This is a genomic window from Pseudomonas sp. PS01298, from assembly GCF_029959745.1.
GTDB lineage: Bacteria > Pseudomonadota > Gammaproteobacteria > Pseudomonadales > Pseudomonadaceae > Aquipseudomonas > Aquipseudomonas aylmerensis.
Map to the genome: position 1 here is coordinate 19046 of NZ_JASCPP010000039.1, position 26853 is coordinate 45898.

Sequence of the window (26853 nt, forward strand, 5' to 3'; positions counted from 1 at the left end):
AAACGGAGACGCACATGAAATACCTCTGCCTGATCTACAGCAACGAACAGGTCCTGCACACCTCGCCCGACAGCCCCGCAGACCCGGAGTGTCTTGCCTATGCGCAGTCCATCGAGGCCAGCGGCCGCATGCTCGCTGCCGAACCGCTGGAATCGGTAAGCACCGCCACCACCGTGCGCATGCGCAACGGCAAGCTGTCGATCACCGACGGGCCGTTTGCCGAAACCAAGGAGCAGCTCGCCGGGTTTTACCTGATCGAGGCACGCGACTTGAATGAGGCGATCCAGGTGGCCGGTGGCATTCCGGCCGCCCGGGTCGGCAGTGTGGAAGTGCGCCCCGTGCGCGAGTTGAATCTCTGAACACAACAATCACAAGACTTGAGGAGGTTTACCATGACAACCCAACCCGCCGAATTCGAACTGTCCATCAGCCGCTTGATCGACGCGCCGCGCAGCAAAGTCTTTCGCGCCTGGACCACGCCCGTCCTGTTGCAACAATGGTGGGGCCCCCACGGCATGACCACCCCCGAGTGCGAAATGGACCTGTGGGTCGGTGGCCTGTTTCGCACCCTGATGCGTGCGCCGGATGGCAGCGAGTACCCGACCCAGGGCGTGTTCCTGGAGATTGAGGCGCCCAGTCGCCTGGTGTTTACCGACGCCTTCAAGCCGGGTTGGATCCCCTCGGGAAAACCGTTCATGAGCGCCGAAGTGACCTTCGAAGATGTCGACGGCAAGACCCGCTACACCGCCCGCGCCATGCACTGGAGCGCTGAAGACAAACAGGCCCACGAAGCCATGGGCTTTCACGACGGCTGGGGCCAGAGCCTGGACCGGCTGGTGACATTGGTGACCCAGGGCATGCCCGATTGACGCCGGCGATCGAGGCGATCTACCGCAGCGAATCGCGGCGCGTCCTCGCTACCCTGATCCGCCTGTTGGGGGATTTCGACCTCGCCGAAGAAGCCTTGCACGAGGCGTTCTTCGTCGCGGTCGAGCGCTGGCCGCAGGACGGTGTGCCACAAAATCCCAGGGCGTGGCTGGTCTCCACCGGTCGCTTCAAAGCCATCGACCGCTTGCGCCGCCAGGCGCGGTTCACCCCGTTGCTGCAGGCCCAGGCCGACGCGCTGCAAGCGCAGGACTGGAGCGAGGAAGACGTGGAAGATGACCGCCTGCGCCTGATTTTTACCTGCTGTCACCCGGCGCTGGCACCTGACGCACAGGCGGCGCTGACCCTGCGTGAGATCTGTGACCTCACCACCGAGGAAATCGCCCGCGCCTTCCTGGCCACGCCGACCACCATTGCCCAGCGCATCGTGCGCGCCAAGGGCAAGATCCGCGAAGCGAAAATCCCTTATCAGGTGCCGTCGCTGGCCGAGCTGCCCGAGCGCCTCGACAGCGTGCTGCGCGTGGTTTACCTGGTGTTCAACGAAGGCTATTCGGCCTCCATGGGCGCCGACCTCACCCGGGAGGAACTGACCCGCGAAGCCATTCGCCTCGGTCGCCTGTTGCTGGAATTGCTGCCGGAGCCGGAAGTGATGGGCTTGCTGGCGCTGATGCTGTTGCACGAATCCCGCCGTGCAGCACGGACCTCGGCCAGTGGCGAACTGGTGCTGTTGAATGAGCAGGACCGTGCGCTGTGGGATGCGTCCTTGATGGCCGAAGGCTGCGCCTTGGTGGAACGCGCACTGGCCTTGCGCGGCTACGGGCCCTATTGCCTGCAGGCGGCGATAGCCGCGGTGCATGCCGAAGCACCGGACGCAGGGCAAACCGACTGGCTGCAGATCGTCGGGCTCTACGATGTGTTGCTCAGGCAGGTGCCATCGCCGGTGATCGAGCTGAACCGCGCGGTGGCGGTGGCCATGTGGCAAGGCCCGCTGGCGGGCCTGGATCTGGTGGAAGGCATTTTGCAACGAGGCGATTTGCTCGATTACCACTTGGCGTATTCAGCGCGCGGGGAGTTCTGCCGGCAATTGGGGCGGGTAGAAGCGGCTCGTACAGCTTATGAAAAAGCCCTGTCGCTGACCCAGCAAGCGCCTGAAAAGCGCTTCCTCGAGCAGCGCCTGGCCGAACTCAAGCAGTAGGAGCCGGCACGCCTGAAAGGGGCCGCTCAGGGCTGCTGGCGAGTCGCGGCCAACACGATCTCGCGGATGCACACATGTTGCGGTTGCTGGTAGGCATAGGCAATCGCCGAGGCCACATCGTCGGCACTCAGCACGGTGCCGCCCATGTCCTGTTTCCAGGCCTGGTAGCCGCTCTTGATCGCCTCATCGGTGGTGTGGCTGAGCAGCTCGGTTTCCACTGCGCCCGGAGCGATGGTGATCACGCGTACATTGCTCGGCGACAATTCCTCGCGCAGGTTCTCTGAAATCCCATGCACGGCAAACTTGGTGCCGACGTACGCCACGTGGTTCGGGAAGGTCTTGCGCCCGGCCACCGAGCTGACGTTGATGATCGTGCCGCTCTTGCGCGCGACCATGCTCGCGGCCACCGCATGAATGCCATTGAGCAGGCCCTTCACGTTGACGTCGAGCATCTGCTCCCACTGCGCCGGGTCTTGCTCGCTGACTGCGCCCAGCAGCATCACGCCGGCATTGTTGATCAACGCATCGGCCGGGCCGAATTGCGCTTCAGCTTCCTTCACGGCAGCGACGAGGGCGGCGCGGTCGGTGATGTCGACCCCACGGTTCAGGGTGTTCGGCAGGTTGAGGTCGTTGAGGCGATCAATACGGCGTGCCAGCAGCAACAGCGGGTGACCGGCAGCGGACAATCGGCGGGCAGTAGCTTCGCCGATACCCGAACTGGCGCCGGTGATGATGATCAGTGGCTGGCTCATGTGTGCACTCCTGGAATAAGAAAAATCGATAACTGAAACGTGGAGGAAGTATATTTACCCGGTTAAAGGCTGAAAAATGCCTTATTTCTCTGTCTGTCATCGGATCTGACTATGGATGTACGTCACCTCAAGGCGTTTCTCGCGGTGTTTGAAGAACGCAATATCACCGCTGCAGCGCAGCGTTTATTCATCAGTCAGCCGACGTTGTCGGTGACCATCAAGCAGTTGGAAGATGAGCTGGGCGTGGCGCTGTTCGTGCGTCAGCCTCGCGGGGTCGAGGTCAGTGCCGAAGCACGGGTGCTGTATCCCCAGGCGCGGCGCATGGTGGCCGAAGCGGAGGCGCTGAGCCGGTTGTTTCGCGGCCGCGAGAATCGCATTGCGCTGGAGTTGGGGGTCGAGGGCGATATTGCCGACAGCCAGATCGAAACCTTCCTGCGCATGGCACACCAAGGTCTGCCCGGTTTGCTGCTGACCCTGCAGGAAGGCTGTGAAGGGGAAGGGCGCCTTGCGGTGGAGGAAATGTGCTGCGAGGACGAACTGTTCCTGCCGATTTGGGAAGAGTCCTACGTGATGGCGTTACCGGCCGCACATCCCATGGCGCAGGCTGGCAAAGAGCAGGCCTGGGCGCCAATCGAGGACTGGATCACCTGCCCGCAACACGATTCCCATCAGCGCCTGATGGCCTTGTATGGGCGCTCGCCGCAGGCGGTGGCCGGGCATGCCGGCTCATTGACCCAGGCCCTGCATATGGTGGCCGCCGGTGTAGGCGTGGCGATGTTGCCGCAGTCGCTGGCGGCCGAGCGCGCCGGGGTGGTGAGCCGTGAATGGCACCTGCCGGCGCCGACGCGGCGGGTCGGGCTGTGCTTCGCCGCGCAAGCGTTGGAATCACCCGCGCTGCGCGCCCTGCACGAGTATTTCCAGAACAACCGACCGCCGCAACGCTAGGCGTCAATCGACCATCAGCCCCAGCATCCAACTCCCCGCCGGCCCTGGCGGGTACTGCCGCGACCACAGCGCATCCACGGCCACCGAGCGCGGCCAACTGCGTACCTTGAGTTCGACCAGCCCGGCATTGCCGAAGCGTTCCACCAGCCAGCGAGGCAGCTCGGCCCAGCCGAAACCGAGCTGGGCCATTTCCATCAGCATCAGAAAACTCGGCGCCGACCATACGCGGCCCGTGGGGCGTGTTTCATTCGGGTTGATGATGCTCGCCAGGCGCAGTTCACGGTGTTGCTGCAGGGCTTGCAGGTCGATGGTGTCCAGGCTCGCCAAGGGATGATCCGGGGCGACGAACAGCGCGATTTCCGTGCGTTCCTCCACCGGAGCGCGGCTCAGGTCGGGCGGATACACCGCCTGGGCCTCGACGAACGCAATCTGCGCCCGGCCGCTTTGCACCAGGGCGATCAGGTCTTCGCACTCGGCGATCAGCCATTCCAGTTCCAGGTCCGGGTAACGTTGCTCGAAAGCCTTGAGCGCCAGTTCGAAGCGCTCCGACTGGTAGGTGTCGGACATGGCGATGGTCACTTTCGGCTCCAGGCCCTGGGCCAACTGGCTCGCCGCCAGCTCCAGGCGGCTGCTCGCCTCCAGCACCTGCTCGGCACGTTGCAGCAACACATGGCCGGCCGGTGTGAGCGTCGGCTTGCGGCTGCTGCGATCGAACAGCACCACGTCGAGATCAATCTCCAGGCTGGCCACCGCTGCGCTGACGGTGGACTGGCTCTTGCCCAGCTTGCGTGCCGCCGCCGAAAACGAACCCTGGGTGGCGGCCTGGACAAACGCCTGCAGCACTTCATGAGAGGCCATTACTATCGCCTTGGTCGATGGTTATTAGTTATGAAGTATCGACTTGAAGGGTAATGATAGCAACCATCGTCACTCACGGAGCCGGGTCATGCACCCTACCAAGTCGATTACTGAACGCGTTTGCCAAGCCCTGGGTTTTGAAGGCCTGGCCTTATTGATCTGTACCCCGTTGCTGGTCTGGATCACTGGCCGGCCGGCCCTGGAGATGGGCGCGGTAACCCTGGGCCTCAGCGTGCTGGCGCTGACCTGGAACATCATTTTCAACAGCCTGTTCGACCGCCTCAAGGCGCGCCTGCAACTCGCTGGTGGCGTGTGGACGCGCATGCTGCATGCCGTGCTGTTCGAGGGAGGGCTGATCATCGTGGCAGTCCCGCTGATTGCCGCGTGGCTGAAGATCAGCCTGGTGCAGGCGTTTTGGCTGGACATCGGCGTGCTGCTGTTTTTCCTGCCGTACACCTATGTGTATCACTGGGGGTATGACGTGTTGCGGGAAAGATTCGTACGCCAGCGCGTGCCTAGTCGGGCTTGAGCGTCGCGACAAAATCCAGGAACGCCCGCACCTTGGCCGCCGGTAAATGCCGCGAGGGGTAGTAGGCGTACAGCGGAAAACGCTCGTCCGGCCAGTCCGGGAACAACTCCACCAGGCTGCCGGCCTTGAGCGCTGGCGCCAGGCCCAGGTCGAGCATCTGCGCCACCGCATGGCCGTGCTCGCACACGCTGTACAGGGTGCTGGCATCGTTGACCACCAGGCGGCCGTCGGTGCGCACGATCAATTGCTCACCGGGGCGGTGAAATTCCCAGGCAAACGGGCGACCGGTTTGCGAGTCGCGAAAATCCAGGCACATGTGCCCGTTTTCCAGGTCCTGCGGGGTGGCCGGTCGGCCATGGCGTTCCAGGTAGGCGGGGGAGGCCAGGGTGAGCACGCGCACTTGCATCAACTTGCGCGCGATCAGTGAAGAGGATTGCGGGATGCCAAAGCGGATCGCCAGGTCGAAGCCATCGGCGACCAGGTCGCCCAGTTGGTCGCGGGTGTGCAGGTCCAACTGCAATTGCGGGTAGCGGCGCATGAAATCGCCCAGTACCGGGCCGAGGACCAGCCGCGAGAAGTACGGGTCGATATTCACCCGCAGGCGCCCGCGTACGGTGTGAGCGCTGTCGGCCGCCGAGTTGGCCGCCTCTTCGAGACCGGCCAGCAGCGGGGCAATTTCCTGATAGAAACGCCGACCCTCGTCGGTCAGTTGCACCGAGCGCGTGGTGCGGTCGAACAGGCGAATCCCCAAGCGTTTTTCCAGGCGTGAAATCGCCCGGCTGACGCCCGAAGGCGTCATCTCCAGGCTGACGGCGGCGCGGGCAAAACTGCCGCTGTCGACCACGGCCGCCAATACGCCCATGCCGCCGGCCAAGCCTGGATCAAAACTCATCGGTGATTGCCTGTCAGTGATCTGAAGGCATTGATGCTAGCGCAGAACGCCTACAGAAACATGCCGCCTGAGGCCTCGATGCGCTGCCCGGTGATCCAGTGGCTGCCGTCGGCCAGCAGCGTCGAGATCGCCCCGCCGATATCTTCCGGCAATCCTGCGCGGCCGAGGGCGGTATTGTTGGCGACCATCGCGTTCACGTTGGGGTTATCGCGCACCGCGCCGCCGCTGAAGTCGGTGGCTATCGCGCCGGGGGCCAGGGTGTTCACACTGATACCGCGCGGGCCCAGCTCCTTGGCCTGATAGCGCGACAACACTTCCACCGCACCTTTCATCGACGCATACGCCGAGTACCCCGGCAGGCTGAACCGCGCCAGGCCGCTGGAGATGTTAATGATGCGCCCGCCATCGCTGATCAGCGGCAGCAGTTTTTGCGTGAGGAAAAACGGCGCCTTGAAGTGGATTGCCACCAGGCGGTCGAACTGTTCTTCAGTGGTTTCGGCAAACGCGGCGTTGACGCCAATGCCGGCGTTGTTGATCAGGAAATTGAACTGCTGCTGGGCGAAAACCTCCTTGAGCACGCCGCCGACCTGGCTCACGAAGTCGTTGAAGGACGCGCTCTGGCTCACATCCAGTTGCAGCATGGCGGCGCGGCCACCCAGGGCCTGTATCTGTGCCACCACCGCCTGGGCTTCGTCGGCGGCGCTGTGGTAGGTGCCGATGATGTCGACGCCCTGTGCCGCCAAGTGCAGCGCGGTGCTTTTGCCCAGGCCGCGGCTGGCGCCGGTGATCAATGCGATTTTACGGGTCATGGTGCAGTCCTCTCAGGTGGTCAGTGGGACTGAGTGTATTTGTCCGGCTGTAACGTGATAAACAGGGGTATATCGGAATCACTGGCCGGATAAGGCGAACAATCCCATGAACAAGCTGGAACTGCTGCGCACCTTTGTGCGCGTCACCGAACTGTCGAGTTTCACCGGCGCCGGCGAGAGCCTGGGCCTGCCGCGCTCCAGCGTGTCCGAGCATGTCCAGGCGCTGGAAGAGCTGCTCGGCACACGCCTGCTGCAGCGCACCACGCGCAAGGTGCAGGCGACCCAGGACGGGCGTGTGCTGTATGAGCGCAGCAAGGATCTGCTGGCCCACATGGACGAGCTCGAAGGCCTGTTTCGCCAGGATGAGGCGCAACTCAGCGGGCGTATCCGCGTGGACTTGCCCAACGTGATGGCGCGGGACCTGATCCTGCCGCGCCTGCCCGAGTTCATGGACGCCCACCCCTTGATCGAGCTGGAAATCAGCACCACCGACCGCCAGGTCGACCTGCTGGCCGAAGGGTTCGACTGTGTGCTGCGGGTCGGCGCACAGCCCGACCAGACGGTGGTCGCGCGGTGGTTGTGCAGCATGCCGATGATCAACTGTGTCAGTGCCGGCTACCGCCAGCGCCATGGCGTACCCGAGACCCTCGAGGACCTGGCGCACCATCAACTGGTGCATTACGTGCGCCCCTTGGGATCACGTTCGACGGGGTTCGAATACCAGCAGGGCGATAAAGTGCACCGCGTGCCGATGGCCGGGAGGGTCACGGTCAACAGCACCGACGCGTACAAATCCGCCTGCCTGGGCGGCTTCGGCATCACTCAGGTGCCTGTCCTGGGCATCCGCGATCTGCTCGCCAGTGGCGAGCTGGTCGCCGTGCTGCCCGACTACCCGGCGCCGGCGCTCGATGTGTCGCTGCTCTACGCCGGGCAACGGCATTTGCCGCAGCGTGTGCGGGTGTTCATGGACTGGCTGGCCGCGACGCTGCAAGCCCGACTCTAACGGCGAGCCGACAACTGCTGCGGCGCCAGGAAGGCGTCATGGAAATAATCGCGCACGGCCTGCATCGCCGGGGTAAACGCACGCTCGCGGTGCCAGGCCAGCCCGACACTCATGGGCGTGACCGGGTCGGTCACGGTGAGGGTTTCGATGCGCTTGCCTTCCAGTGACCAGGGCCGATGCACCAGGTCCGACAGGATCGCCACGCCGCTGCCATTGGCGACCATGCTGCGCACCGCTTCCACCGAGCTGGTGCGCAGCCGCACCTGGGGCGTTTGCCCGGCCTGTTCCCAATAGCGCATGGCGCTGTGTTCGGCCTCATCGACGGTGAGCAGGATGTACGGTTCGCGGGCCACATCCGCCAGGCTCACGGCGCCGCGTTCGCACAAGGGGTGATGGCTGGGCAGCCACAGGCGGCGTTCGGAGTTGAACAGGATTTCGGAGACGATATCCGCATGAGTCAGGTTGGCGGTGAGCACCACTGCCATGTCGAATTGGCCGTCGAGCAGGCCTTGTTCGATGGCCTGGCGCTCCTGCTCGAACACCTCGATGGTCACATCCGGGTGCCAGTGTTCCATGCGCTGCAAGTGGTGCGGCAGGAAGTAACCGAGCACCGTGTAGCTGGCGGCCAGGCGCAGCACGCCACTGGCGCGGTAGTCGGGCAATGGGCTGTTGAGGGCGTCGTCGACGCTGCGCACAATCACATAGGCACGGTTGAGAAAATGCCGGCCGGCGTCGGTCAGGTTCATGCCCTGGGCCGAACGCACGAACAGCTGCACGCCGAGCATCGCCTCCAGTTCCTTGATCGCCGTGGTCACCGCCGACTGGGAAATGTTGAGGTGGATGGCGGCCTGGGAAATCTGGCCGATTTCGGCGGTGGCGACGAAATAACGCACTTGGCGCAAGGTCAATGACACGCTGCATTCCTCGTAGGAGCCCGGCTTATCTGATTTTCAGAAGATGGGCTATCTGATAATAGATCTTCCCAAGGGGTCAAGACGCAGCCTACTTTTCCGCCATCACCTTTGCGGAGCGACCTCGATGCAGGCAGTGGATTTCAACTCGGACATGGGCGAAGGCTTCGGCCCCTGGACCATCGGCGATGGCGTCGACGCGCAGCTGATGGCCTATATCAGCTCGGCCAACATCGCCACCGGCTTCCACGCCGGCGACCCCGGCACCATGCGCCGCACCGTCGAGCGCGCCAAACAGCTGGGAGTGGCCATCGGCGCACATCCGGGGTTTCGCGACCTGGTCGGCTTCGGGCGTCGGCATATCAACGCTCCGGCCCAGGAGTTGGTCGACGACATCCTCTACCAGCTCGGCGCCCTGCGCGAAATCGCCCGCGCCCAAGGTGTGACGCTGCAACATATCAAGCCCCACGGCGCGCTCTACATGCACTTGGCCCGCGACGAAGAAGCCGCGCGGCTGCTGGTGCAGAACCTGCAGATCATCGAACCGACACTGCTGTTGTACTGCATGCCCAACTCGGTGATCTGGCGCGTGGCCAAGGAACTCGGGCAACCGGTGGTGCGCGAGTTCTACGCCGACCGTGAGTACGATCTGAGCGGCTCCATCGTGTTTACCCGCACAGTGCGCGCGCTGGATCCTGCCACCGTAGCGGCGCGGGTTCTACGCGCCTGTCAGACCGGGTTGGTGCGCACGGTGGAAGGCGAAGACCTGTTTATCGAATTCGATTCCATCTGCCTGCACAGCGACACACCCGGCGCCCTGGAATTGGTGGAAGCCACCCGCGAAGCCCTCGACCAGGCAGGAATCGTGGTGGCCAATGGGCTGCCTGCGGCCAACGGGGCTTGATGTGGTGAGCGGGCTTCCTGCGGCCAACGGGGCTTGATGTGGTGAGCGGGCTTCCTGTGGCAAGCAGGCCGTATGTGGCAAGCAGGCTTGTTGTAGTGAGTGGGTTTGTTGTGGCAAGCGGGCTTTATGTGGTGAGCGGGCTTGCCCCGCGTTGGGGCGCGTAGCGGCCCTAAAATCAGACGGCCGCGTTTTACCTGAAAGTACACAGGAGGCTTTACTGGGGCTGCTGCGCAGCCCAACGCGGGGCAAGCCCGCTCACCACATAAAGCCCGCTAGCCACAGGACGCCCGCTCACCACAAAAAAAACCGCTCAGCACAATAAATCCACTCACCCCTATTCATTTTTTGCCTGCCTTTCTATAACGATTCCAAGAGGAACAGACATGGCTCAAACACCCCCCATCCGCTACAGCTTCGGCGGTGATGAACACCTGTTTGCCGAGGTCAGCGAGAGCATGTCGCTGGAGGCCTTTTTCACGGGCATGGCCGTGACCCGGGCCGTGGAGCGCCTGGCCCTGGAAGGTGTGCTGGATGTGTGCCTGGCCAACGCGTCGTTCCAGATTCGCTTCGACCCCGACCGCATCGCGCCACACGTGCTGCTCGACGCGGTGCAGACTGCCGAAGCCCAGGCCGTGGCCGAACGCACCCTGCATACGCGCATCATCGAAATCCCGGTGCTCTACAACGACCCCTGGACCCATGAAACGCTGATGCGTTTTCGCGACCGCCACCAGGACCCCAGTGCGACCGACCTGGAATACGCCGCGCGCATCAATGGCCTGGCCGATGTCGACGCGTTTATCGCCGCCCACAGTGGCGCGCCGTGGTTTGTGTCGATGGTCGGCTTTGTCGCGGGCCTGCCGTTCATGTTCCAGATGGTCGAGCGCGAGCGGCAGTTGCAGGTGCCCAAGTACCTGCGCCCGCGTACCGACACTCCCAAGTTGACCCTCGGCCATGGCGGCTGCTTCGGCTGCATCTACTCGGTGCGCGGGGCCGGCGGTTACCAGATGTTCGGCGTGACCCCGGCGCCGATCTACGACCCGGCGCAGCAATTGGCCTACCTCAAGGAACACATGGTGTTCTTCCGGCCCGGTGACATCGTGCAATTCAAACCCATCGACCGCGACGCCTACGACCAGGCCGTTGCCGAAGTGGACGCAGGACGTTTCGACCTGCGCATCCGTACGGTGGAATTTTCCCTCGATGCGTTTCTCGCCGACCCCATCGGCTACCCGAAAACCCTGCAGGAGGCGCTGGCATGATCAAGGTCCTCAAACCCGGCCTCGCCACCTCCGTGCAAGACCTTGGCCGCGAAGGCTATTACCACCTGGGCATTCCGCCCTCGGGGGCGTTGGACCAGTACGCCTTGAGCGCGGCCAACCACCTGGTGGGCAATCCCATCGGCGCAGCGGGCCTGGAATGCACGTTGATTGGCCCCGAGCTGGCGTTTCAACAGGACGCCCTGGTAGCCCTCAGCGGCGCGTTGATGTCACCGCGCCTGGACGGTGAAGTGGTGCACCAGGACACCGCCTTCCACGTGCGTGCCGGGCAGGTGCTGCGCTTCGAGTTTCCCAAGGCGGGCGCGCGCACTTATCTTGCGGTCGCCGGTGGCATCGACGTGCCTTTGGTGCTCGGCAGTCGTTCCACTTACACCCTCGGTGCGCTCGGTGGTTTTCACGGGCGACGCTTGCAGGCGGGGGATGAACTGCCCATCGGTACCGCCAGCGGACAGGGGCGCGCGGGCAACAGCCTGCCGATGGCGCTGCGCCGGTCGGTCGGTGGCGATGTGACGTTGCGCGTGGTGCCGGGGCTGTACTACGAGCGCTTGACGGCGGGTGCCAAGAGCAGCTTTTTTGCCGAACCCTGGACCGTCGGCTCCGAGGCCGACCGCATCGGCTATCGCTTCAAGGGCGGCAGCGCGCTGAGCTTCCAGCCACGCGAGCAGCCGTTCGGCGCGGGCTCGGATCCGTCGAATATCGTCGACAGTTGCTACCCCATCGGTTCGATCCAGGTACCGGCCGGGCTGGAGCCGATCGTGCTGCATCGGGACGCGGTGTCGGGCGGCGGCTACGCGATGATTGGCACAGTGATCAGCGCCGACCTAGACCTGATCGGGCAGATGCAGCCGAACCAGCGCGCGGGGTTTGTGGCGGTGACGCTGGAAGAGGCGCTGGAGGCGCGGCGGGTGTACAAAAAACGCCTGACAATAATGGGCGGGTTATTCAGTAGCTGAAAACCCATAGAGCCACTGTAGAGCGGGCTTGCTCACGCCTGCGGTGTGTCAGTCGCCAGGTGTCCTGACTGACAGACGGCTTTCGCGCGCAAGCCCGCTCCCTCACGGTTAAACGGTGCTATGTCAGAACAATTGGGTGAACAGCCAGTAGAGGCTGCCTGACAGCAGAATCGCCGCCGGCAGCGTCAGCACCCAGGCCATCAGCAGATTGCGGATGGTCTTCATCTGCAAGCCACCGCCATTGGCGACCATGGTCCCCGCCACGCCCGACGACAACACATGGGTGGTCGACACCGGCAAGCCATACATATCCGCCGCGCCGATGGTCAGCATGGCCACCATTTCGGCCGATGCGCCCTGGGCGTAAGTCAGGTGGGTCTTGCCGATCTTCTCGCCGACGGTCACCACGATGCGTTTCCAGCCGACCATGGTCCCGAGGCCCAAGGCGATGGCCACGGCGATCTTCACCCACAGCGGGATAAAGCGCGTGGAGTTGTCGATCTGATCCTTGAACAGCTTGAGCTTGCCCTGGGTGTCGGCGTCGAAATTGCCGACCTTGCCCTTGTCCATCAGGCGAATGGTTTCGCTGGTCAGGTACATGTCGTTACGCACGTTGCCTACGGCTTCGGCGGGGACTTTGGCCAGCGAGCCGTAGCCTTTGACTTCATCACCGATCTGGCCGGCGAGGGCGGCGAGCGCCGGTACCAGTTCCGGCGTGGCTTCCTTGGTGCGCACATAGGTCGACAGGATCGGCCGCGGGTCGCCCGTCAGCGCCTGCGGTGCGCTTTTCACCAGGGCCACCTGGGTCACTTCAGCCACGGCGGCGAACTGCAGCGATTGCTCGGCCGGCATGGTGCGGTTCAGCGCGTAGGCCATCGGCAGGGTGCCCACCAGGATCAGCATGATCAGACCCATGCCCTTCTGGCCATCGTTGGAACCGTGGGCAAACGACACGCCGGTGCAGGTGGCGATCAGCATGCCGCGAATCCACCACGGCGGCGGGGTGTCGCCCTTGGGCGCCTTGTACAGCGCGCGGTTTTTGACAAAGGCGCGCAGGGCCAGCAATAGCAGGGCGGCAAAGGCGAAGCCGATCAATGGCGACAGCAGCAGCGCATAGCCGATCTTGATCGCCTGGCTCCAATCCACCCCGCTGGTGCCGTCACGCCCGTGCATCAGTGCATTGGCCACGCCGACGCCGATGATCGAACCAATCAGCGTGTGCGAAGAAGACGCCGGCAACCCCAGCCACCAGGTGCCGAGGTTCCACAGGATCGCAGCGATCAGCAGGGCGAAGATCATCGCGAAACCGGCCGAGGAACCGACCTGCAAAATCAGCTCGACCGGCAGCAGGGCAATGATGCCGAACGCCACGGCACCGCTGGAAAGCAGCACCCCGAGGAAGTTGAAAAAACCCGACCACACCACCGCAAAATGCGGCGGCAGCGAGTTGGTGTAGATCACCGTCGCGACCGCGTTGGCGGTGTCGTGGAAGCCGTTGACGAACTCGAAACCCAGGGCGATCAATAGCGCCACGCCCAGCAGCAGGAACGGCGTCCAGGTGGTGACCACCGCGCCCATTTCGTGCATGTCGTGCATCAGGCTGTAGGCGGTGAACAACAGGCCCATGGCGAGCACGGCGAAGAAAATGATCACCGTCACCAGGCCGGGTTTCTTGTCCAGCCTGGGTTTGGGCTCGCTGTGCGAGGAGCGGGTGGAGGCAGTCAGGGAAGGGGTGGCCATGCCGGAGCATCCAGTGTGGGGAGGATGGCATCCATATTCATTGCAGAATGTTACAGAGATACTGCGGCAGGTCAGTGTTTAATCAATCGGCCATGCCGCCGGTCTATAACTGCCCGCTGGTAGGCGCCGGCAAGCCGGCTCCCACCGTCGAGGGCATTTAAAGTCGAGCGTGCGCTTCAGTAATCCTTGCGCTTGCGAAAGGCCCAGCGCCCGGCAATCAAGGTGAACGTCGCCACCAACGCCACCAGGATCCAGAAGCCTTCCGGGTCCTGGGATAGCGGTACACCGCCCACGTTCATGCCGAAGAAGCCGGCAATGATATTGATCGGCAGTGCCAGCACCGTCACCACGGTGAGGGTGAACAGCGTGCGGTTGCTTTGCTCGTTGAGGTTGGCGGCGATTTCTTCCTGTAACAACTTGATCCGCTCACCGAGGGCCATCAGGTCATTGATGATCAGCGCAAACTCCTCGGTGGATTTGCGCAGCTCCTTCACGTCTTCCTTCTGCAGCCATTGCGGCGGGCGGTTGAGCAGGCGCAGCAGCGAGCCGGGTTCCAGCGCGAGCAGGCGTTGCAGGCGCACCAGCACCCGGCGTGCCGCCCCCAGTTCCGCCCGGTTGGTGGATAGGCGCGAGGACAGCAACTGGTCTTCGATATGGTCGACGCTGATGCTGGTCTTGCGCACGATCTGGGTCAGGACTTCGCCCTGGTCGCGCAGCAGGTGCACCAGCAGCTCCAGCGGCGAGCGAAAGGTTTCACCGGCTTTCACCGACGAGCGCAGCTTGTCCACCGAGTGCAGCGGTTGCAGGCGCGCGCTGATCAGCAGGCGGCTGCGCGCACACACCCACAGCGTGGAAATATCCGACGAGACCATGCTGCTGAAGTTGAACACCACGTCGTTGACCACCGCGAGCAAGGCCGAGTCGACATGTTCGATGCGCGTGGAGCGCGAGCCTTCATGCAGGGCCTCGAAGAATTCCTCGGGCAAATCCAGGTGCGCCTGCATCCAGCGCTCGCACGCGGCGTGGGCCAGGTTCAGGTGCAGCCAGAGGAATTCTTCGGGGTCGCCGGGTTGCTGCAAGGCCTGCAGGGCGGTGGCCGAGTCAATCTGCTCAGCCTTTTCACCAGGGCGAAAACGGAAACCGTAAAGCAAGCCGAACAGGTCGGAATCCTGATGGCTGTAGTCGAGGCTGTGGTTCATGGAGGCTCGCAGAGAAAGCGCCTGTAGGACGTTTCACAGGTTCGCGTGAGCGATCATTGCAAGGGAATTTGACAGTTTTGTGACCGTTCGCGACTTATTGCGTTGCGATGACACTTTATTGACCGCCTGTCAGCAACCGTTCAAGAAGCCTCTCTCACCAGGCATCAAGAACCGCTGCTGACAGGGACGCTTTGGCCCCTGATCAGGGGGTGGGCAGGCTGAACGTGAACACGGTGCCGTGCTCGGCGGTGGTCGACACGTTCAGCTCGCCGCCATGCGCTTCGGCGATCTGCTTGACGATATACAACCCCAGACCCAGGCCGGCCTGGGGGGTATCGGTGGTCGGACGCGAATAGGGCTGGAACAACCGGGGCAAGGCTTGCGCACTGATCTGCCCGGGGTTCTTGACGGTCAGGTTGAAATGGCCTTGCTCGATCTTTGCCGTGACCTCCACCGGTCCCTCGTGGCTGCCATGGTGAATGGCATTGGCCACCAGGTTGGAGAGCAGCTGCGCGAGGCGATCGCGGTCGCCACTCACGCCTTGCAGGTCGTCGATATCGGCCTGGATCACGCGCTGCGGGTGCACGCTCTGCACTTCCGACACCACATGCTGCAGCGCCTCCTGCAGACCCTGGCAATCGCCGATGTTCAACGGAATGCCATTGCCCAGGCGGCCACGGGCGAAGTCCAGCACGTCTTCGACCAACTGCGCGGCGCGGCGGCCGCTGGTGAGGATATGTCGCAGCAACGTGTCCGTGGCCGGATCCGGGTGCTTGCGCAGCAGCCGTTCAGCAGCGAAGTTGATCGCGAACAGCGGGTTGCGCAGATCATGGCCAAGCACGGCGATGAATTGCTCACGCAGTTCGGCGGTATCGCGTTCTTCCTGCAATTGCGCGTGGGTGAACTGCGCGGCTTCTTCAGCTTCGATTTGCAGCGACAGCACCCGGGCGAATGACTCCATGGTCGACTGGATCGTGCTGCTGCGCAGCTCTGCAGGGTTAGGGTCGAGGGCGCAGATGGTGCCGAAGAAGTGCCCGTCGGTGCGAAACACCGGCACTGAGATGTAGCTTTCGAAGTGGTACAGGCGCGGCGTGTGGTGGTCGTGGTAGAGCGGGTCTTCGCTGGCTTTGTCGATGACCACGGACACGTGGGAGCCGCGAATCTCGTGGCAAATCGTGGTCGTCAGGTCCAGTTCGCCGCCGACGCCAAGGCCGAAGTCCAACTGATCGAGCACGGCGCACGCGGTCCAGGTGTCATCGGTCACCCGCGCGACCGCTGCGAAGCGCAGGCCGGTCATGTCGCTGATGACTTTGAGCATCGCGGGGACGGCACTGATGCGGCCAATGGTGGCGATGTCGGCGGCTTTTTGCCCCATGCAGCAATCTCTATCCCAACGTGCTGAGCGTTATGCCCCGGCCAATGGGTGGGATTTTAGCGACCTTGTGCCATGTGGGTGTAATTTCATTCGCAAAATCGAGGATTTTCTTACGCGCGCTGACGCGCGGACATAAAAAAACCGCGCCACCCGGAGGTGGCGCGGTTGCTTGAGGGGGCGACTCAAGTGTCTTGTTTGTTTTCCAGCACGGCGCCGGTCTTGGCGTCGAGCTTCACTTCAAAGCGTTTGCCGGCGGTGTCGGTCAGGTCGACTTCGTAGACCAGCACGCCGTTTTTGTGGTCCAACTCGGTGTCGGTGATGCTGGCACCGGCGTGGGTGGCGACGGCAGCGGCGTTGAGTTTGTCGAACGGCATCACGGCGCCGGACTTGACCAGGCCTTCAATGTGATCCGGGCGAACATCGGCCTGGGCCAGGCCGGCAGTCACGGTCAGGGCGGTGGCGGCGAACAGTGCGGTCAGGGTTTTCATGGTGTGTGTCCTTCTTCGGTGAGCTGTTTAAGTGGGATCAGGTTATCCAGCGCAACTTAATTCACGCTTAATTATTTCAAGCGGTTGCGCAGTTTGTTCAATCCGCCAAGGGTGCGGGATTTCATGCTGAGGGCTCACTTAAAGGGAGACTCGGATGAAACGGTTGGTCAGTTGGCTTTATGCGCCTGTCTTTTTTGCAGGGTTTATCGGGTGGGCACTTGCGTACGTGCAGGCCAGGCAACCGCAAGGGTTGCTGCTGGTGTTTGTAAGCGCGGTGGCGGTGTCATTTCTGGTCGAGCAATGGCTGCCCTATGAGCGGCAATGGAACCGCAGCCTGGGTGATCGTCGACGCGACACCTTGCATGCGCTGGTCAATGAAAGCCTGAATGCCGCGGGGTTGCTGATCCTGCCCGGACTGACCGCGCTGTTGGCGTTCGAAGGCCTCTGGCCACGAGGCTGGCCGCTGTGGGAGCAATTGTTGCTGGCCATTGTCGTGGCCGACGCCGGGATTACCTTGATGCATTACGCCAGCCACCGTGTTGCGCCGTTGTGGCGCCTGCATGCGGTGCATCACAGCGTGCAGCGGCTCTATGGCTTCAATGGCTTGATGAAGCACCCCTTGCACCAGATGCTCGAAGCGACGGCAGGCCTGCTGCCGCTGATCCTTTTGGGCATACCGCTGGACGTGGCGCAGTTGCTGGCATTGGCCATCGCCGTTCAGTTGCTGCTGCAGCACTCGAATGTGGCCATGCGCCTGGGGCCGTTGCGCTGGGTATTCGCCTGGGCGCCGGTGCATCGGTTTCACCACATGAAATACGGGCGTGCGGGGGATGTGAATTTCGGGCTGTTCTTCAATCTGTGGGACTGGCTGCTGGGCACTGCGTTTGATCGCCCGCGCTATCGCATGGGGCCGGGGGACCTGGGGATTGGCAGCCGGCCGGATTTTCCGCGGGATTATGTGGCGCAGTTGCGTGACCCGTTCGCGGCGGTGAAGTCGGGCAAGGAGCCGCCTTTGCCGCAGGATTTACGTTAGGAACTGCACCTCGAGCTGGCGCAGGGATGCCCCGGCGGTGACGCCAAACAATTGCTTCATGGTCCGCGAGAAATGCGCCGAATCGGCAAAGCCCGCGCCGTGGGCGGCCTCGGTCAGCGTGCCGCCCGCGAGGGCCAGTTGCAGGGCCACACGCAACCGTCGCCACAGCACCAGGCGGCGCACCGGGACACCGAGTTGATCACTGAACAGGCGCTCCAGTTGGCTGAGTGAAAGGTGCGCCGCCTCGGCCAGGGCCAGGGCCGACACTTTGCCGCCCAGATGTTGATCGAGGCTGGCGAGTGCGCGCTCGATGCGTGGATCGTCGAGGCGCCGCCGGGGCAACTGGTGCAGCGTCTCGATAAACCCTGCGCCGCCCAGCAGCAGGGCCTGCAACGGCTCGGCAGCAAAGACGATGGGTTCGGCATACAGCACCTGCACCTCACCCTCGGCCTGGAGGATGGCGTGGCGGTGTCGCGAAGGAATGAACAGGCGATCGGCCGTGATCACGCGGCCTTCAAGGCTGACCGTGATGGGCCGGCCCGGGGAGAACATCAATTGATGGGCGTAGTGCGCATGGGGCGCGGTGCGCCCCAGCTCGCCGTGGATCAGGCCGTAATCACGGCCCAACCACAGGCGACCCGACCATTCGGGCTTCACTCAGTACTTATAGTCGTTCAGCAGGTCCTGCACGCTGGACGACGGCCAGCGCTTGTAGAACTTCAGCAGTTCAGCGGCGCGGTTGGTGAAGATGCCGTCGACACCGGCCTTCATCACCTTGTCGAAATCCACCGGCTCATCGACGGTATAGACGTGCACCAGCAGGCCTTTGTCGTGGGTCAGCTGGTTCATTTCCGGCTTCACCAGGTCGGTGTAGCTCTGGTCGCCATGGGCGGTCAGCTCGGCCGAAGGGCCGGTGCCGATGGCGCCGAGGCTCTTGGCTTCGTCGACCCATTTTTCGAACTCGGCGGCGTCTTTCGGCTCTTGCTTGGCGTAGTAGGCGGCCTTGGTGGTTTCGCCGGACTCAGCGAAGGTCTGTGTCGATTTCGGCTCGATGCTGCCAGGGCCGACCCACAGCAGCAGGATCTTCGGCGTGTTCGGCATTTCTTTCTGCAGTTCTTTCAGGCTGGCCGTCTCGAAGGTTTGCAGGACCACGCGCCCCTTGCCCTGGCCGACACCGGTGTTGCTCTTGCCCAGCTTGGAGCCGGCGGAGCTCAGCCAGCCTTTATCCAGCAACTTGTTTTTCAGGTCGGCTTCGATGCCCGGGAATTGCTTGGGCTCCTTGGTCTCGATGTACAGGCCGGGTTTGTGCTGCGGGTTGCCTTCGGCGATCTTGATGATGTCGTCCAGGCTCTGGATTTTCAGGCCGACGAAGCCCGGACGTGCGCGGTCGGGGTAGGCGGTGTTGAACCAGCTGCCGGCGTCGAGGGATTGCAGTTCTTTCCAGGTGAATTCGTTGGCCGGGGCGTCCTTGCGCTCGGGGAACTTGGTGGCCACGTCGGTGGTGCGCTGCAGGTTGTTGTCGTGGAGGGCGAACAGTACGCCGTCCTTGCTGCGCTGCAGGTCCATTTCCAGGTAGTCGGCACCCAGGTCGCGGGCGACCTTGTAGGCGGCGGCGGTGGATTCCGGGGCATCGTAGGACGCGCCACGGTGAGCGATCACGGCAGGGTAGGGAATGCCTTCGTTTGTCGCCAATTCAGCCGGGCTGATCGGGTCGGCAGCCTGTGCCTGGCCGAGGCCAAGCGCCAGGGCGAGCAGCAGGGCGCTCTTGGAAAACGTGACAGGCATATGCGAAGTCCTTTCGTGGAGGTAGCTTTGAGAAGGCCTCCTTTTTAACAATTGATTGCGAAAGGCGCTATCACCAAACCGACATTAACGTGCGCACCCGCCAATTTTCTCGGTTTTTTTGCCGTGCATTGCAGTACTCTTGCCCGAAGCTGCTCCGTTAGAGGGCAGTACTTTCTGCCACGCGTGTAAACCATCTTTCCAGTCCCTGTGGGACTTTTCAGTGAGGTTTACCATGCGCATCACTTCCGAGCTTATCTGCCAGGCCGCCGACCAACTCCGTGGTTTTGTCGGCCTCAACCGCAAGACCGGCCAGTACATCGTGCGTTTCAGCGAAGACTCCTTCGGCATGGACGTGGCTGATGACGGCATCATTCTCACCGCCGAATTCGTCTGGCTGCCCGCCGCCGAGCAGACCATGACCCTGTCGCGCGAACGAATCCAACTGCTGCTCGACCAGAACATCGACGACCGCATCAACATCACCGAGCCATTGCGGGCGTACATGCGCCGGGTGGAGATTCCGCAGATCAGTGCGTTGCGTAGCCTGGTGAGCTAGGTCGGCAGGTTTTCAGTCTTATGAAGAGCAACATGTGGAAGCTGTGCCTGGCACAGGATCAAGGCCTACTACTGATAAATGTGGGAGCTGGCTTGCCTGCGAAGGCGGTGGGTCAGCTGGCTTAGCTTTTACTGATACACCGCCTTCGCGGGCAAGCCCGCTCCCACATTGGAGCGGTGTCGGGCTCGGGATTCAGGGCTGGCACAAATAAGATTGGGAGCTGTGTTGGGCACAGGATTCAGGGCTGGCACCAGTAAGATTGGGAGCTGTGCCTGGCACAGGATCAAGGCTTACCACATGATAAATGTGGGAGCTGGCTTGCCTGCGAAGGCGGTGGGTCAGCTGGCTTAGCTTTTACTGATACACCGCTTTCGCGAGCAAGCCCGCTCCCACATTGGTGCGGTGTCGGGCTCGGGATTCAGGGCTGGCATAAATAAGATTGGGAGCTGTGTTGGGCACAGGATTCAGGCCAGGCACAAATAAGATTGGGAGCTGTGTCGGGCTCGGGATTCAGGGCTGGCACCAATAAGATTGGGAACTGTGCCTGGCACATAATCAAGGCCTACCACTGATAAATGTGGGAGCTGGCTTGCCTGCGAAGGCGGTGGTTCAGCCACTGCATGAATTGGCTGAAAAAATGCCATCGCAGGCAAGCCAGCCCCCACCGTCACACCGCTCCAAAGGCGTAGGCCCGCTCCACCTTGCACACCCGCGTCTGAAACGCCGAGTACCAGGTGGAGCGCCCTTGCTCACGTACCGCGCGATGTTCTGCCTGCTGCTTCCAGGCCAGGATCGCCGCCTCGCTGCTCCAGTACGAGACGGTAATCCCCAGGCCATTTTCACGCGCTGATTCCACGCCGAGAAACCCCGGTTGTTCGCGTGCCAGTTCCAGCATGCGGTTGGCGGCCTCGCCGTAGCCGTGATCACCTTCGGTGCGCAGTGAGCTGAAAATCACTGCGTAGTACGGCGGGGCTGGTGTGGTGGCGATCATGCCAGTGCCTCCTGGCATGCCTTGAGCAGGGCGATCGCCAACGGTGGCGTGATGCCCCTGAGGGCGGCGCGTTCTGGCTGAAACAACGTAGCGACAAAGAACGGATGATCGAGCAACTCCACGGCGCGCAGGTCGCCTGCCGAATCGTGCCCGCTGGGAATCAACTCGCGTTCCAGCAATGCCTGTGCAAATTCGGGGTTCATGCCGTAGCGGCAGCGATAGCCTTCCTCGATGTCGAGGGTGCCATAAGCGTCGGCGATGCGCGTGTAGGGGGTCAAACGCACGGTGTCAGTGGCCTCCACCAACGAGCAGCTCAGCGGTGCGATCACCGCCCGTTGGGCCTGTGGCGCCAGTTCACCATGTTCCGCGTCGGCCCAGCCCAGTACGTTGCGGGCATATTCGAGCACCGCATGTTGAAAGCCGCCGCAGGTGCCGAGGAAAGGTCGCCGTTGTTCGCGGGCAAACCGGATGGCGCGCAGGGCACCGTCAGTGTCGCGGTAAGGGCTGGCAGGCACGCACCAGAAACCATCGAAACCGTGCAATGGGGTGGCGGGCGTGAGCGTGTCGGTGTCGATCCATTGCAGGTGAACCTTCAGCCCAAGGCTGTCGGCGGCCATCTGCAAAGCGACGGGAATGGCCTGGTGCGCGGGGACATCGGGGTTGTAGTCGCCGATCAGGGCGAGCTGCAGAGCAGTAGCTTTCATCGTGTGCGTCCCATGGCTTGTGGTGTCCTGGTGCGCACTATAGATTGGCGTTCATGCAATCAATATTGGCGTTTATCCACATGATCATTGCAGCCACGCACTATCAAATTGACTACGCGGACTTGTCATTGATCCTCGCCCTGGTGCGCGGCGGCAGTCTGGCCCGGGCGGCGGCGTTGTTGCGGGTGGATGTGTCCACGGTGTTTCGCGCGGTGCGCCGGCTGGAGGCCGCGTTAGGCCAGACGCTGTTTGAAAAGAGCCGCGCCGGTTACCTGCCCACCAGCTTGGCGAGCAACCTGGCGCAACAGGCCGAGCGCGCCGAGCAAGCGCTGGAGGCAGCGCGGGTTGGCGTGGAGCAGGGCGGTGAAGTGATCAGTGGCACGGTGCGCCTCACCTGCACCGACTCGGTGCTGCAAGGCCTGTTGCTGCCGGCGCTGGCGCAGTTCATGCCGCAGTTCCCGGCGCTGACCCTGGAGCTGAGTACCTCGAATGACTTTGCCAACCTCAGTCGCCGCGATGCCGACATCGCCCTGCGCCTGACCAAGACGCCACCTGAGCATCTGGTTGGTCGATGCCTGGGCACCGTGGCTTATCAGGTGTGTACCAGTGCAGCCTACGCGCGCCAGCATCAAGGTCGGGCGCTGGCCGATCTGGCATGGGTCGCGCCGGATGATTTCCTCCCCGACCATCCCACCGTGGTCTGGCGTCGCGAACATTTGCCGGGTGTACGCCCCAGTTATCGCTGCAACAGCATGTTGTCGGTCACCGAGCTGGTACGCGCGGGGCTGGGTGTGGCGGCGTTGCCGGATTTCCTCCTGGATGATGCCCTGCACCCGCTGGGCCCGGCATTGGCAGGGCACGACACGGCGCTATGGCTGCTGACGCGTCCCGATTGCCGCGCCTTGCGCTCAGTGGTGACGCTGTTTGATGAGTTGGGCCGACACGTGCAGGTCAAGCCGTCCCACACTGCATAGGCGCGGTTACTTGGGTTTTCGCACAAACTGCTCATGCATTTCGCACGTCAGTGTTTCGATTCGCTCAGTCAGCTGTTTGGTCATTTCTGTCAGCCGGGTGTTCTGCTCCAGCAGTTCCAGCAACTGCTTGGTGGTCTGCGCGGCCTGGGCCTGGCGTTCGGTATTGGCCACGGCCAGCGCTTCACGGTGCTGCGCATCGGCGTCCGACTGGGCTTTGTCGCGGGCGGCCTGGCGTGTCTGGGCCAGCAGGATCAACGGCGCGGCGTAGGCAGACTGCAAGCTGAAGGCCAGGTTGAGCAGGATGAACGGGTACACGTCGAAGTGGGTGATGCCGGTGATGTTCAGCACCACCCACAGGATCACGATCGCGGTTTGCGCGCCGAGAAAGGTTGGCGTACCGAAGAAGCGCGCAAACGCCTCGGCCTTGAGCGCGAAGGTGTCGTTGCCGAAGGTCGGCGCCAGGTGGGCGTGGACACGGTGGAAACGCAGGTGGTCGACGGGGGCGGTTGCAGGCTTGTCTGGGGTCATGGCGGGCTCGAATCTTCTGCGTGGAGACAATCAAGCACTATAGACCGAGCCCTCGGCCGCACACATGAAGATCGGGTCAGCCGTTGCCACGTTCATTGGCAAACGCACTGACAGCCTGCACCGCCTCGCTGGTGCCTTCACGAATCTGCAAGATCACCGTGCCGGCCTGGTTGGCCAATTCCACGCCCTGCGCGGCGCGGTCGCGGGTGGCGTCCATGCTGTCGATGGCCAGGCGGGTTTCTGCCTGAATCATCGCGATCATGCTGGATATTTCCGTGGTCGAGCCGCTGGTGCGCGCCGCCAACTGGCGCACTTCATCGGCCACCACGGCAAACCCCCGGCCCTGTTCGCCGGCGCGCGCGGCTTCGATGGCGGCGTTGAGGGCGAGCAGGTTGGTCTGGTCGGCGATGCCACGGATGGTGTTGACGATGGTGGTGATCTGCTGCGAGCGCTCGCCGAGCTTGGCGATCAGTTGCGACGAATCGTCGATATCTGCAGAAATATCACGCATGCCAGCGGCAGTTTTCTGAATCACTTCAGCGCCTTTTTCTGCCATGTCCTGGGTATGCAGGGACAAGTGATAGGCCTGGGCTGCACTCTGTGCATCGGCAGCATGTTGCTGCACGCGTGCGGTGACATCCGAAGCGAACTTCACCACTTTGCATAGGCGCCCGCTGGCGTCGTACACCGGGTTGTAGTTGGCTTCAAGCCAGACGGGCTGGCCATTTTTATCCACGCGCTCGAACTGGCCGCTGAACATTTCGCCCAGGTTCAGGCGTCGCCAGAAATCACTGTATTGCGAGCTGGCGGCGGTCTGGGGTGTGCAAAACAGGCGGTGATGCTTGCCCTGGATCTGCGCCAGGCTGTAGCCCATGCGCTGCAGGAAATTGGCATTGGCGGTGAGGATGGTGCCGTCGAGGTTGAACTCGATCACGGCCATCGCCCGGCCGATGGCGTCCAGCTTGGCATTGGCTTCACTTTCGGCCTGCAGGCGCGGCGTGACGTCCATGGCGTACTTGACCACGCGAACCACTTGGCCGGCGTCATCGCGCACGGGGTTGTAGCTGGCCTCCAGCCACACCGACTGACCGTTGCCGGCTACTCGTTCGAAGGTGCCGGACTGGAATTGACCACTGCGCAGGTTCGACCACCACTGGCCATACTCGGCGCTGCGGGCGAAGTCGGGGGTGCAGAACATGCGGTGGGGCTGGCCCTCGACCTGTTCGGCACGGTAGCCCATGGTCTTGAGGAAATTGTCATTGGCGCGCAGCACGTTGCCGTGCAGGTCGAATTCGATCACGGCCATGGAGCGCTCGATGGCGTCCAGCAGGCTGGCCTGGTGGGCGACGGTGTGCTGCAGGGCACTGATGGTTTTCTTGTGGGCGTTAAATAGCATGTTCGGGGGCTCGGGCAAGCAAGCTGCAGGGAGTATCCATGTATATGCGCCTGCCCCCGTAAGGCCTATGCCGTACGGTTGACGTGCTCATTGTCAGCCTCCTTGTGCTGACAGCGGGGTGGAACAACGGGTTAAGAGTGACCAGCCTGACAAGAAGTTCGCCCGATGGGCAGGACCTTTCTTGGGTAGTCGACGAGTGGTGGCATTATGATTTCATTTGCGCTGTTACGCGGAAGATTCAGACGAGGTGTCGTAGGACAACTTCAGGCGGAATGGGCGATCTTTTCCTCGCTGATGTTGACCCGGTTGCGCCCGGTGTCCTTGGCGGCATACAGCGCGCGGTCAGCGGCATTCAGCCACATGGCTGCATCGGTGAAGTACGGCTGGAAATCCGCCAGGCCGATACTCAGGCTCACTCGCAGTTCGGGGATTTGCGGGTTGCGGTAATTACTGAAGGTTTCGCGCATGCGTTCCATCAGTTGCGCGGCTTGTTCCAGGGGCATTTGCGGAAGAATCACACAGAACTCATCGCCCCCGTAACGTCCGGCCAGGTCGTTTTCCCGCAGGTTACGCCGCAGCTCGACGCTCAGTTGGCGCAATACTGCATCGCCGATGATATGGCCGTGGCTGTCGTTGATCTGCTTGAAGTGGTCGATATCGATCAAGGCGATGGTGGCGTGGCTTTGTTGTTGCTGGCACTTGTGAAACTTGAGGTGGAGCAGGTCTTTCCAGGAACCGTGATTGAGCAGGCCGGTGAGACTGTCGGTGCGGCTCAGGGCACTGAGGGCGCGTTTGTGTTCCGACAGCTTGATTGCCAACTGGTAGCAGACCATGCCGATGGCCATCGGGTAGAGGGTCAGCATGGGCAGGCAGGTATAGACCTGCAGCAGGCTGACGTCAGCATTGAACTGGAAGCCGAACAGCGTGCCTGCCACGCCGATCCCGAGGGCTTGTGCGAGCAGGCCACGCAGGAACAGGCGTTTGCCGCCAGCGGCGACGTTGTTCATGGTCATCATCGACAGGATGGTCACGGCCGTCAGCGGGGTGAACTGCGTGGCGGCGGCCCAGAAACCGCCGAACAACGAGTCGTACAGCAGGTTGCGCTGCTCGGCCTTGTAGGGGTACTGCGAACGAGTCGACAGCTGATACGCCACGTGCGCCCAGGCGAACCCATTGAACAACAGCAAGGCCCAGACCCAGCCGGGCATCGCGAGCGGGTAGAGCGCACCGATGACACTGATGCAGCCAATGCCCAGGCCGATGATCCTTGGCTTGTAGATACGTTTGGCAAATGAAAGCCCTTTGCCTTGTCTGTTTTCCATAAATTCCCGGATCAACTCTGTTGCAGATACGACGACACACGTTCGCAGGATTAACCGTTGATCGGATAATGCCTGTGAATATTGTCAGTTATTCCCGTGGGAATAATCAGTGTCCTTCCAGGCCATTTGCGCAAAACAGAGGGCTAATACGTCAAAAACGACTTGGAATGTCGCACACGCAACAGGTTTTACGGCTGGCGGGGCGCAGTGACTTCATAGCCGGCCAGGAACAGATCAATGGCGGACTCGATGACGCTGGCCTGGTTGGCCGCATCCAGGGTGGGTTGGCCAAGGGTGATCTGCGGCCAGAAGGCGAAGGCCTTGAGCAGGCTCTGGATCTGGTGGGCGGCAAAGGCCGGGTCGCTGCAATTGAGCCGTCCGTCTTCCTGCGCGGCGCGTACCCACTGGGTAAAGCCTTCTTCACGCTTGCTCAGACGGTTGACCATGTCTTGCGCGCGTTCCGGCGAATGAATGGTGGCGGCGATCGCCACGCGGGCGAGGTCGAGGAAGTTGGCGTCCGACATCATTTTCATCTTCGCCTCCAGCAACCCACGCAATTGTTCGCGCAATGGGCGGTCACTGGTATAGCTGACGTCGAGTTGGGCGACGCTGCTGGCCCAGAGTTTGTGGAGAATTTCGGCGAACAGCTCTTCCTTGCTGGGGAAGTGGTTGTACACCGTGCGCTTGGATACTCCGGCGGTGGCGGCGATCTTGTCCATGCTGGTGACCTCGAAACCGTTGGCGCGAAACTCGGCAATAGCCGCAGCCACGATGGCTTCGCGTTTACGGTCAGTGAGGCGTAGAGGGGCAGTCATGGGCGGCGCTCGGCTCGTCAGGGTAAATTAC

Annotated in this window: 29 protein-coding genes; 12 read left to right on the plus strand and 17 right to left on the minus strand. The window is 62.5% G+C overall.

The genetic code is table 11. The features are described 5' to 3' along the window. The first annotated feature begins 14 nt into the window (after positions 1 to 14). From QMX97_RS15600 to QMX97_RS15610, 3 genes are read left to right on the plus strand one after another with little or no spacing between them, the layout of a single operon-like run. Positions 15 to 359, plus strand: coding sequence for a YciI family protein (locus tag QMX97_RS15600; protein ID WP_065909096.1), 345 nt, complete (start codon positions 15 to 17; stop codon positions 357 to 359). Between the two features lie 33 nt (positions 360 to 392). Beyond that, a complete protein-coding gene (locus QMX97_RS15605) occupies positions 393 to 869 on the plus strand; it encodes an SRPBCC family protein (RefSeq protein ID WP_282397200.1) in 477 nt (158 codons plus the stop codon). Continuing rightward, on the plus strand, positions 866 to 2080 hold the full coding sequence (locus QMX97_RS15610) for an RNA polymerase sigma factor (RefSeq protein WP_201145764.1): 1215 nt from the start codon (positions 866 to 868) through the stop codon (positions 2078 to 2080). The genes QMX97_RS15605 and QMX97_RS15610 overlap by 4 nt, the downstream gene beginning before the upstream one ends. A 26-nt stretch (positions 2081 to 2106) precedes the next feature. Here QMX97_RS15610 and QMX97_RS15615 read toward each other — a convergent pair whose 3' ends face one another. After that, complete coding sequence (locus QMX97_RS15615; protein WP_201145763.1) at positions 2107 to 2832, minus strand: SDR family oxidoreductase; 726 nt, start codon at positions 2830 to 2832, stop codon at positions 2107 to 2109. 111 nt (positions 2833 to 2943) lie between these two features. Between QMX97_RS15615 and QMX97_RS15620 the strand changes: the two genes are divergently transcribed. Next, positions 2944 to 3777: a LysR family transcriptional regulator gene (locus tag QMX97_RS15620; RefSeq protein ID WP_201145762.1), complete on the plus strand. Its 834-nt coding sequence runs from the start codon at positions 2944 to 2946 to the stop codon at positions 3775 to 3777. 3 nt (positions 3778 to 3780) lie between these two features. Here the strand turns inward: QMX97_RS15620 and QMX97_RS15625 are convergent, their stop codons facing one another. Beyond that, a complete protein-coding gene (locus QMX97_RS15625) occupies positions 3781 to 4635 on the minus strand; it encodes a LysR family transcriptional regulator (protein WP_106802806.1) in 855 nt (284 codons plus the stop codon). An 88-nt stretch (positions 4636 to 4723) separates the two neighbouring features. Between QMX97_RS15625 and QMX97_RS15630 the strand changes: the two genes are divergently transcribed. Continuing rightward, the gene (locus QMX97_RS15630; protein WP_282397201.1) at positions 4724 to 5164 is read left to right on the plus strand and encodes a multidrug/biocide efflux PACE transporter; all 441 of its coding nucleotides are present in this window, start codon (positions 4724 to 4726) and stop codon (positions 5162 to 5164) included. On the opposite strand, the gene QMX97_RS15635 is transcribed toward QMX97_RS15630, so the two are convergent. Together QMX97_RS15635 and QMX97_RS15640 are read right to left on the minus strand one after the other, a co-directional pair. After that, on the minus strand, positions 5151 to 6056 hold the full coding sequence (locus tag QMX97_RS15635; RefSeq protein ID WP_065909124.1) for a LysR family transcriptional regulator: 906 nt from the start codon (positions 6054 to 6056) through the stop codon (positions 5151 to 5153). The two genes, QMX97_RS15630 and QMX97_RS15635, sit on opposite strands and share 14 nt — an antisense overlap. A gap of 50 nt (positions 6057 to 6106) precedes the next feature. Continuing rightward, a complete protein-coding gene (locus QMX97_RS15640; protein ID WP_120449626.1) occupies positions 6107 to 6865 on the minus strand; it encodes an SDR family oxidoreductase in 759 nt (252 codons plus the stop codon). 106 nt (positions 6866 to 6971) lie between these two features. Here QMX97_RS15640 and QMX97_RS15645 point away from each other — a divergent pair, with 106 nt between their 5' ends. Next, positions 6972 to 7868: a LysR family transcriptional regulator gene (locus tag QMX97_RS15645; RefSeq protein ID WP_065909129.1), complete on the plus strand. Its 897-nt coding sequence runs from the start codon at positions 6972 to 6974 to the stop codon at positions 7866 to 7868. Here the strand turns inward: QMX97_RS15645 and QMX97_RS15650 are convergent. Then, on the minus strand, positions 7865 to 8782 hold the full coding sequence (locus QMX97_RS15650; RefSeq protein ID WP_065909132.1) for a LysR family transcriptional regulator: 918 nt from the start codon (positions 8780 to 8782) through the stop codon (positions 7865 to 7867). The genes QMX97_RS15645 and QMX97_RS15650 overlap by 4 nt on opposite strands. Positions 8783 to 8906: 124 nt before the next feature. Between QMX97_RS15650 and QMX97_RS15655 the strand changes: the two genes are divergently transcribed. From QMX97_RS15655 to QMX97_RS15665, 3 genes are all read left to right on the plus strand, one after another. Continuing rightward, positions 8907 to 9683: a 5-oxoprolinase subunit PxpA gene (locus tag QMX97_RS15655; protein ID WP_120449624.1), complete on the plus strand. Its 777-nt coding sequence runs from the start codon at positions 8907 to 8909 to the stop codon at positions 9681 to 9683. A gap of 383 nt (positions 9684 to 10066) precedes the next feature. Then, complete coding sequence (locus tag QMX97_RS15660; RefSeq protein WP_065909136.1) at positions 10067 to 10945, plus strand: allophanate hydrolase subunit 1; 879 nt, start codon at positions 10067 to 10069, stop codon at positions 10943 to 10945. Further along, on the plus strand, positions 10942 to 11916 hold the full coding sequence (locus tag QMX97_RS15665) for a biotin-dependent carboxyltransferase family protein (protein WP_282397202.1): 975 nt from the start codon (positions 10942 to 10944) through the stop codon (positions 11914 to 11916). The genes QMX97_RS15660 and QMX97_RS15665 overlap by 4 nt, the downstream gene beginning before the upstream one ends. Positions 11917 to 12039: 123 nt before the next feature. On the opposite strand, the gene QMX97_RS15670 is transcribed toward QMX97_RS15665, so the two are convergent. The 4 genes from QMX97_RS15670 to QMX97_RS15685 all read right to left on the minus strand — a co-directional run bounded on the left by QMX97_RS15670 (position 12040) and on the right by QMX97_RS15685 (position 16718). Then, on the minus strand, positions 12040 to 13656 hold the full coding sequence (locus QMX97_RS15670) for an inorganic phosphate transporter (protein WP_106802811.1): 1617 nt from the start codon (positions 13654 to 13656) through the stop codon (positions 12040 to 12042). A gap of 176 nt (positions 13657 to 13832) precedes the next feature. Continuing rightward, positions 13833 to 14855 carry a transporter gene (locus QMX97_RS15675; protein WP_065909143.1) on the minus strand — a complete coding sequence of 341 codons (1023 nt, stop codon included), beginning with the start codon at positions 14853 to 14855 and terminating at the stop codon, positions 13833 to 13835. 202 nt (positions 14856 to 15057) lie between these two features. Then, a complete protein-coding gene (locus tag QMX97_RS15680) occupies positions 15058 to 16230 on the minus strand; it encodes a GAF domain-containing sensor histidine kinase (RefSeq protein WP_065909145.1) in 1173 nt (390 codons plus the stop codon). A 182-nt stretch (positions 16231 to 16412) separates the two neighbouring features. Next, on the minus strand, positions 16413 to 16718 hold the full coding sequence (locus QMX97_RS15685) for a PepSY domain-containing protein (protein ID WP_120449618.1): 306 nt from the start codon (positions 16716 to 16718) through the stop codon (positions 16413 to 16415). Between the two features lie 154 nt (positions 16719 to 16872). On the opposite strand from QMX97_RS15685, the gene QMX97_RS15690 reads away from it, so the two are divergent. Further along, a complete protein-coding gene (locus tag QMX97_RS15690; protein ID WP_282397203.1) occupies positions 16873 to 17751 on the plus strand; it encodes a sterol desaturase family protein in 879 nt (292 codons plus the stop codon). Here QMX97_RS15690 and QMX97_RS15695 read toward each other — a convergent pair. Next, positions 17743 to 18408 carry an AraC family transcriptional regulator gene (locus QMX97_RS15695; RefSeq protein WP_106802815.1) on the minus strand — a complete coding sequence of 222 codons (666 nt, stop codon included), beginning with the start codon at positions 18406 to 18408 and terminating at the stop codon, positions 17743 to 17745. The two genes, QMX97_RS15690 and QMX97_RS15695, sit on opposite strands and share 9 nt — an antisense overlap. After that, positions 18409 to 19536: a glycerophosphodiester phosphodiesterase family protein gene (locus QMX97_RS15700; RefSeq protein ID WP_282397204.1), complete on the minus strand. Its 1128-nt coding sequence runs from the start codon at positions 19534 to 19536 to the stop codon at positions 18409 to 18411. A 232-nt stretch (positions 19537 to 19768) separates the two neighbouring features. Between QMX97_RS15700 and QMX97_RS15705 the strand changes: the two genes are divergently transcribed. Next, a complete protein-coding gene (locus QMX97_RS15705; protein ID WP_282397205.1) occupies positions 19769 to 20092 on the plus strand; it encodes a DUF2025 family protein in 324 nt (107 codons plus the stop codon). A gap of 667 nt (positions 20093 to 20759) precedes the next feature. Here QMX97_RS15705 and QMX97_RS15710 read toward each other — a convergent pair. Both QMX97_RS15710 and QMX97_RS15715 read right to left on the minus strand, forming a co-directional pair. Continuing rightward, positions 20760 to 21083, minus strand: coding sequence for an antibiotic biosynthesis monooxygenase (locus QMX97_RS15710; protein ID WP_282397206.1), 324 nt, complete (start codon positions 21081 to 21083; stop codon positions 20760 to 20762). After that, the gene (locus QMX97_RS15715) at positions 21080 to 21787 is read right to left on the minus strand and encodes a CTP synthase (RefSeq protein ID WP_282397207.1); all 708 of its coding nucleotides are present in this window, start codon (positions 21785 to 21787) and stop codon (positions 21080 to 21082) included. Before QMX97_RS15715 ends, QMX97_RS15710 begins: the two co-directional genes overlap by 4 nt. 80 nt (positions 21788 to 21867) lie before the next feature. Here QMX97_RS15715 and QMX97_RS15720 point away from each other — a divergent pair, with 80 nt between their 5' ends. Then, positions 21868 to 22761 (plus strand): LysR family transcriptional regulator, encoded by an 894-nt coding sequence (locus QMX97_RS15720; RefSeq protein WP_282397216.1) that lies wholly within the window; start codon positions 21868 to 21870, stop codon positions 22759 to 22761. A gap of 6 nt (positions 22762 to 22767) precedes the next feature. Here the strand turns inward: QMX97_RS15720 and QMX97_RS15725 are convergent, their stop codons facing one another. The 4 genes from QMX97_RS15725 to QMX97_RS15740 form a co-directional block, all read right to left on the minus strand. Further along, on the minus strand, positions 22768 to 23289 hold the full coding sequence (locus QMX97_RS15725) for a DUF1003 domain-containing protein (protein WP_065909162.1): 522 nt from the start codon (positions 23287 to 23289) through the stop codon (positions 22768 to 22770). Positions 23290 to 23365: 76 nt separating this feature from the next. Next, a complete protein-coding gene (locus tag QMX97_RS15730; protein ID WP_282397208.1) occupies positions 23366 to 24685 on the minus strand; it encodes a PAS domain-containing methyl-accepting chemotaxis protein in 1320 nt (439 codons plus the stop codon). A gap of 263 nt (positions 24686 to 24948) precedes the next feature. Next, entirely contained in the window at positions 24949 to 26007 is a 1059-nt protein-coding gene (locus QMX97_RS15735; RefSeq protein ID WP_282397209.1) for a diguanylate cyclase, read from the minus strand. Positions 26008 to 26195: 188 nt separating this feature from the next. Further along, positions 26196 to 26822 (minus strand): TetR/AcrR family transcriptional regulator, encoded by a 627-nt coding sequence (locus QMX97_RS15740; protein WP_282397210.1) that lies wholly within the window; start codon positions 26820 to 26822, stop codon positions 26196 to 26198. Between the last annotated feature and the right edge of the window lie 31 nt (positions 26823 to 26853).

Excerpts from the sequence above, each read along its gene's own strand:
- QMX97_RS15600 (WP_065909096.1), top strand. The coding sequence starts at position 15 with ATGAAATACCTCTGCCTGATCTACAGCAACGAACAGGTCCTGCACACC.
- QMX97_RS15605 (WP_282397200.1), top strand. The coding sequence starts at position 393 with ATGACAACCCAACCCGCCGAATTCGAACTGTCCATCAGCCGCTTGATC.
- QMX97_RS15615 (WP_201145763.1), bottom strand. The coding sequence starts at position 2,832 with ATGAGCCAGCCACTGATCATCATCACCGGCGCCAGTTCGGGTATCGGC.
- QMX97_RS15620 (WP_201145762.1), top strand. The coding sequence starts at position 2,944 with ATGGATGTACGTCACCTCAAGGCGTTTCTCGCGGTGTTTGAAGAACGC.
- QMX97_RS15625 (WP_106802806.1), bottom strand. The coding sequence starts at position 4,635 with ATGGCCTCTCATGAAGTGCTGCAGGCGTTTGTCCAGGCCGCCACCCAG.
- QMX97_RS15630 (WP_282397201.1), top strand. The coding sequence starts at position 4,724 with ATGCACCCTACCAAGTCGATTACTGAACGCGTTTGCCAAGCCCTGGGT.
- QMX97_RS15635 (WP_065909124.1), bottom strand. The coding sequence starts at position 6,056 with ATGAGTTTTGATCCAGGCTTGGCCGGCGGCATGGGCGTATTGGCGGCC.
- QMX97_RS15640 (WP_120449626.1), bottom strand. The coding sequence starts at position 6,865 with ATGACCCGTAAAATCGCATTGATCACCGGCGCCAGCCGCGGCCTGGGC.
- QMX97_RS15645 (WP_065909129.1), top strand. The coding sequence starts at position 6,972 with ATGAACAAGCTGGAACTGCTGCGCACCTTTGTGCGCGTCACCGAACTG.
- QMX97_RS15655 (WP_120449624.1), top strand. The coding sequence starts at position 8,907 with ATGCAGGCAGTGGATTTCAACTCGGACATGGGCGAAGGCTTCGGCCCC.
- QMX97_RS15660 (WP_065909136.1), top strand. The coding sequence starts at position 10,067 with ATGGCTCAAACACCCCCCATCCGCTACAGCTTCGGCGGTGATGAACAC.
- QMX97_RS15665 (WP_282397202.1), top strand. The coding sequence starts at position 10,942 with ATGATCAAGGTCCTCAAACCCGGCCTCGCCACCTCCGTGCAAGACCTT.
- QMX97_RS15670 (WP_106802811.1), bottom strand. The coding sequence starts at position 13,656 with ATGGCCACCCCTTCCCTGACTGCCTCCACCCGCTCCTCGCACAGCGAG.
- QMX97_RS15675 (WP_065909143.1), bottom strand. The coding sequence starts at position 14,855 with ATGAACCACAGCCTCGACTACAGCCATCAGGATTCCGACCTGTTCGGC.
- QMX97_RS15680 (WP_065909145.1), bottom strand. The coding sequence starts at position 16,230 with ATGGGGCAAAAAGCCGCCGACATCGCCACCATTGGCCGCATCAGTGCC.
- QMX97_RS15685 (WP_120449618.1), bottom strand. The coding sequence starts at position 16,718 with ATGAAAACCCTGACCGCACTGTTCGCCGCCACCGCCCTGACCGTGACT.
- QMX97_RS15690 (WP_282397203.1), top strand. The coding sequence starts at position 16,873 with ATGAAACGGTTGGTCAGTTGGCTTTATGCGCCTGTCTTTTTTGCAGGG.
- QMX97_RS15700 (WP_282397204.1), bottom strand. The coding sequence starts at position 19,536 with ATGCCTGTCACGTTTTCCAAGAGCGCCCTGCTGCTCGCCCTGGCGCTT.
- QMX97_RS15705 (WP_282397205.1), top strand. The coding sequence starts at position 19,769 with ATGCGCATCACTTCCGAGCTTATCTGCCAGGCCGCCGACCAACTCCGT.
- QMX97_RS15710 (WP_282397206.1), bottom strand. The coding sequence starts at position 21,083 with ATGATCGCCACCACACCAGCCCCGCCGTACTACGCAGTGATTTTCAGC.
- QMX97_RS15715 (WP_282397207.1), bottom strand. The coding sequence starts at position 21,787 with ATGAAAGCTACTGCTCTGCAGCTCGCCCTGATCGGCGACTACAACCCC.
- QMX97_RS15720 (WP_282397216.1), top strand. The coding sequence starts at position 21,868 with ATGATCATTGCAGCCACGCACTATCAAATTGACTACGCGGACTTGTCA.
- QMX97_RS15725 (WP_065909162.1), bottom strand. The coding sequence starts at position 23,289 with ATGACCCCAGACAAGCCTGCAACCGCCCCCGTCGACCACCTGCGTTTC.
- QMX97_RS15730 (WP_282397208.1), bottom strand. The coding sequence starts at position 24,685 with ATGCTATTTAACGCCCACAAGAAAACCATCAGTGCCCTGCAGCACACC.
- QMX97_RS15735 (WP_282397209.1), bottom strand. The coding sequence starts at position 26,007 with ATGGAAAACAGACAAGGCAAAGGGCTTTCATTTGCCAAACGTATCTAC.
- QMX97_RS15740 (WP_282397210.1), bottom strand. The coding sequence starts at position 26,822 with ATGACTGCCCCTCTACGCCTCACTGACCGTAAACGCGAAGCCATCGTG.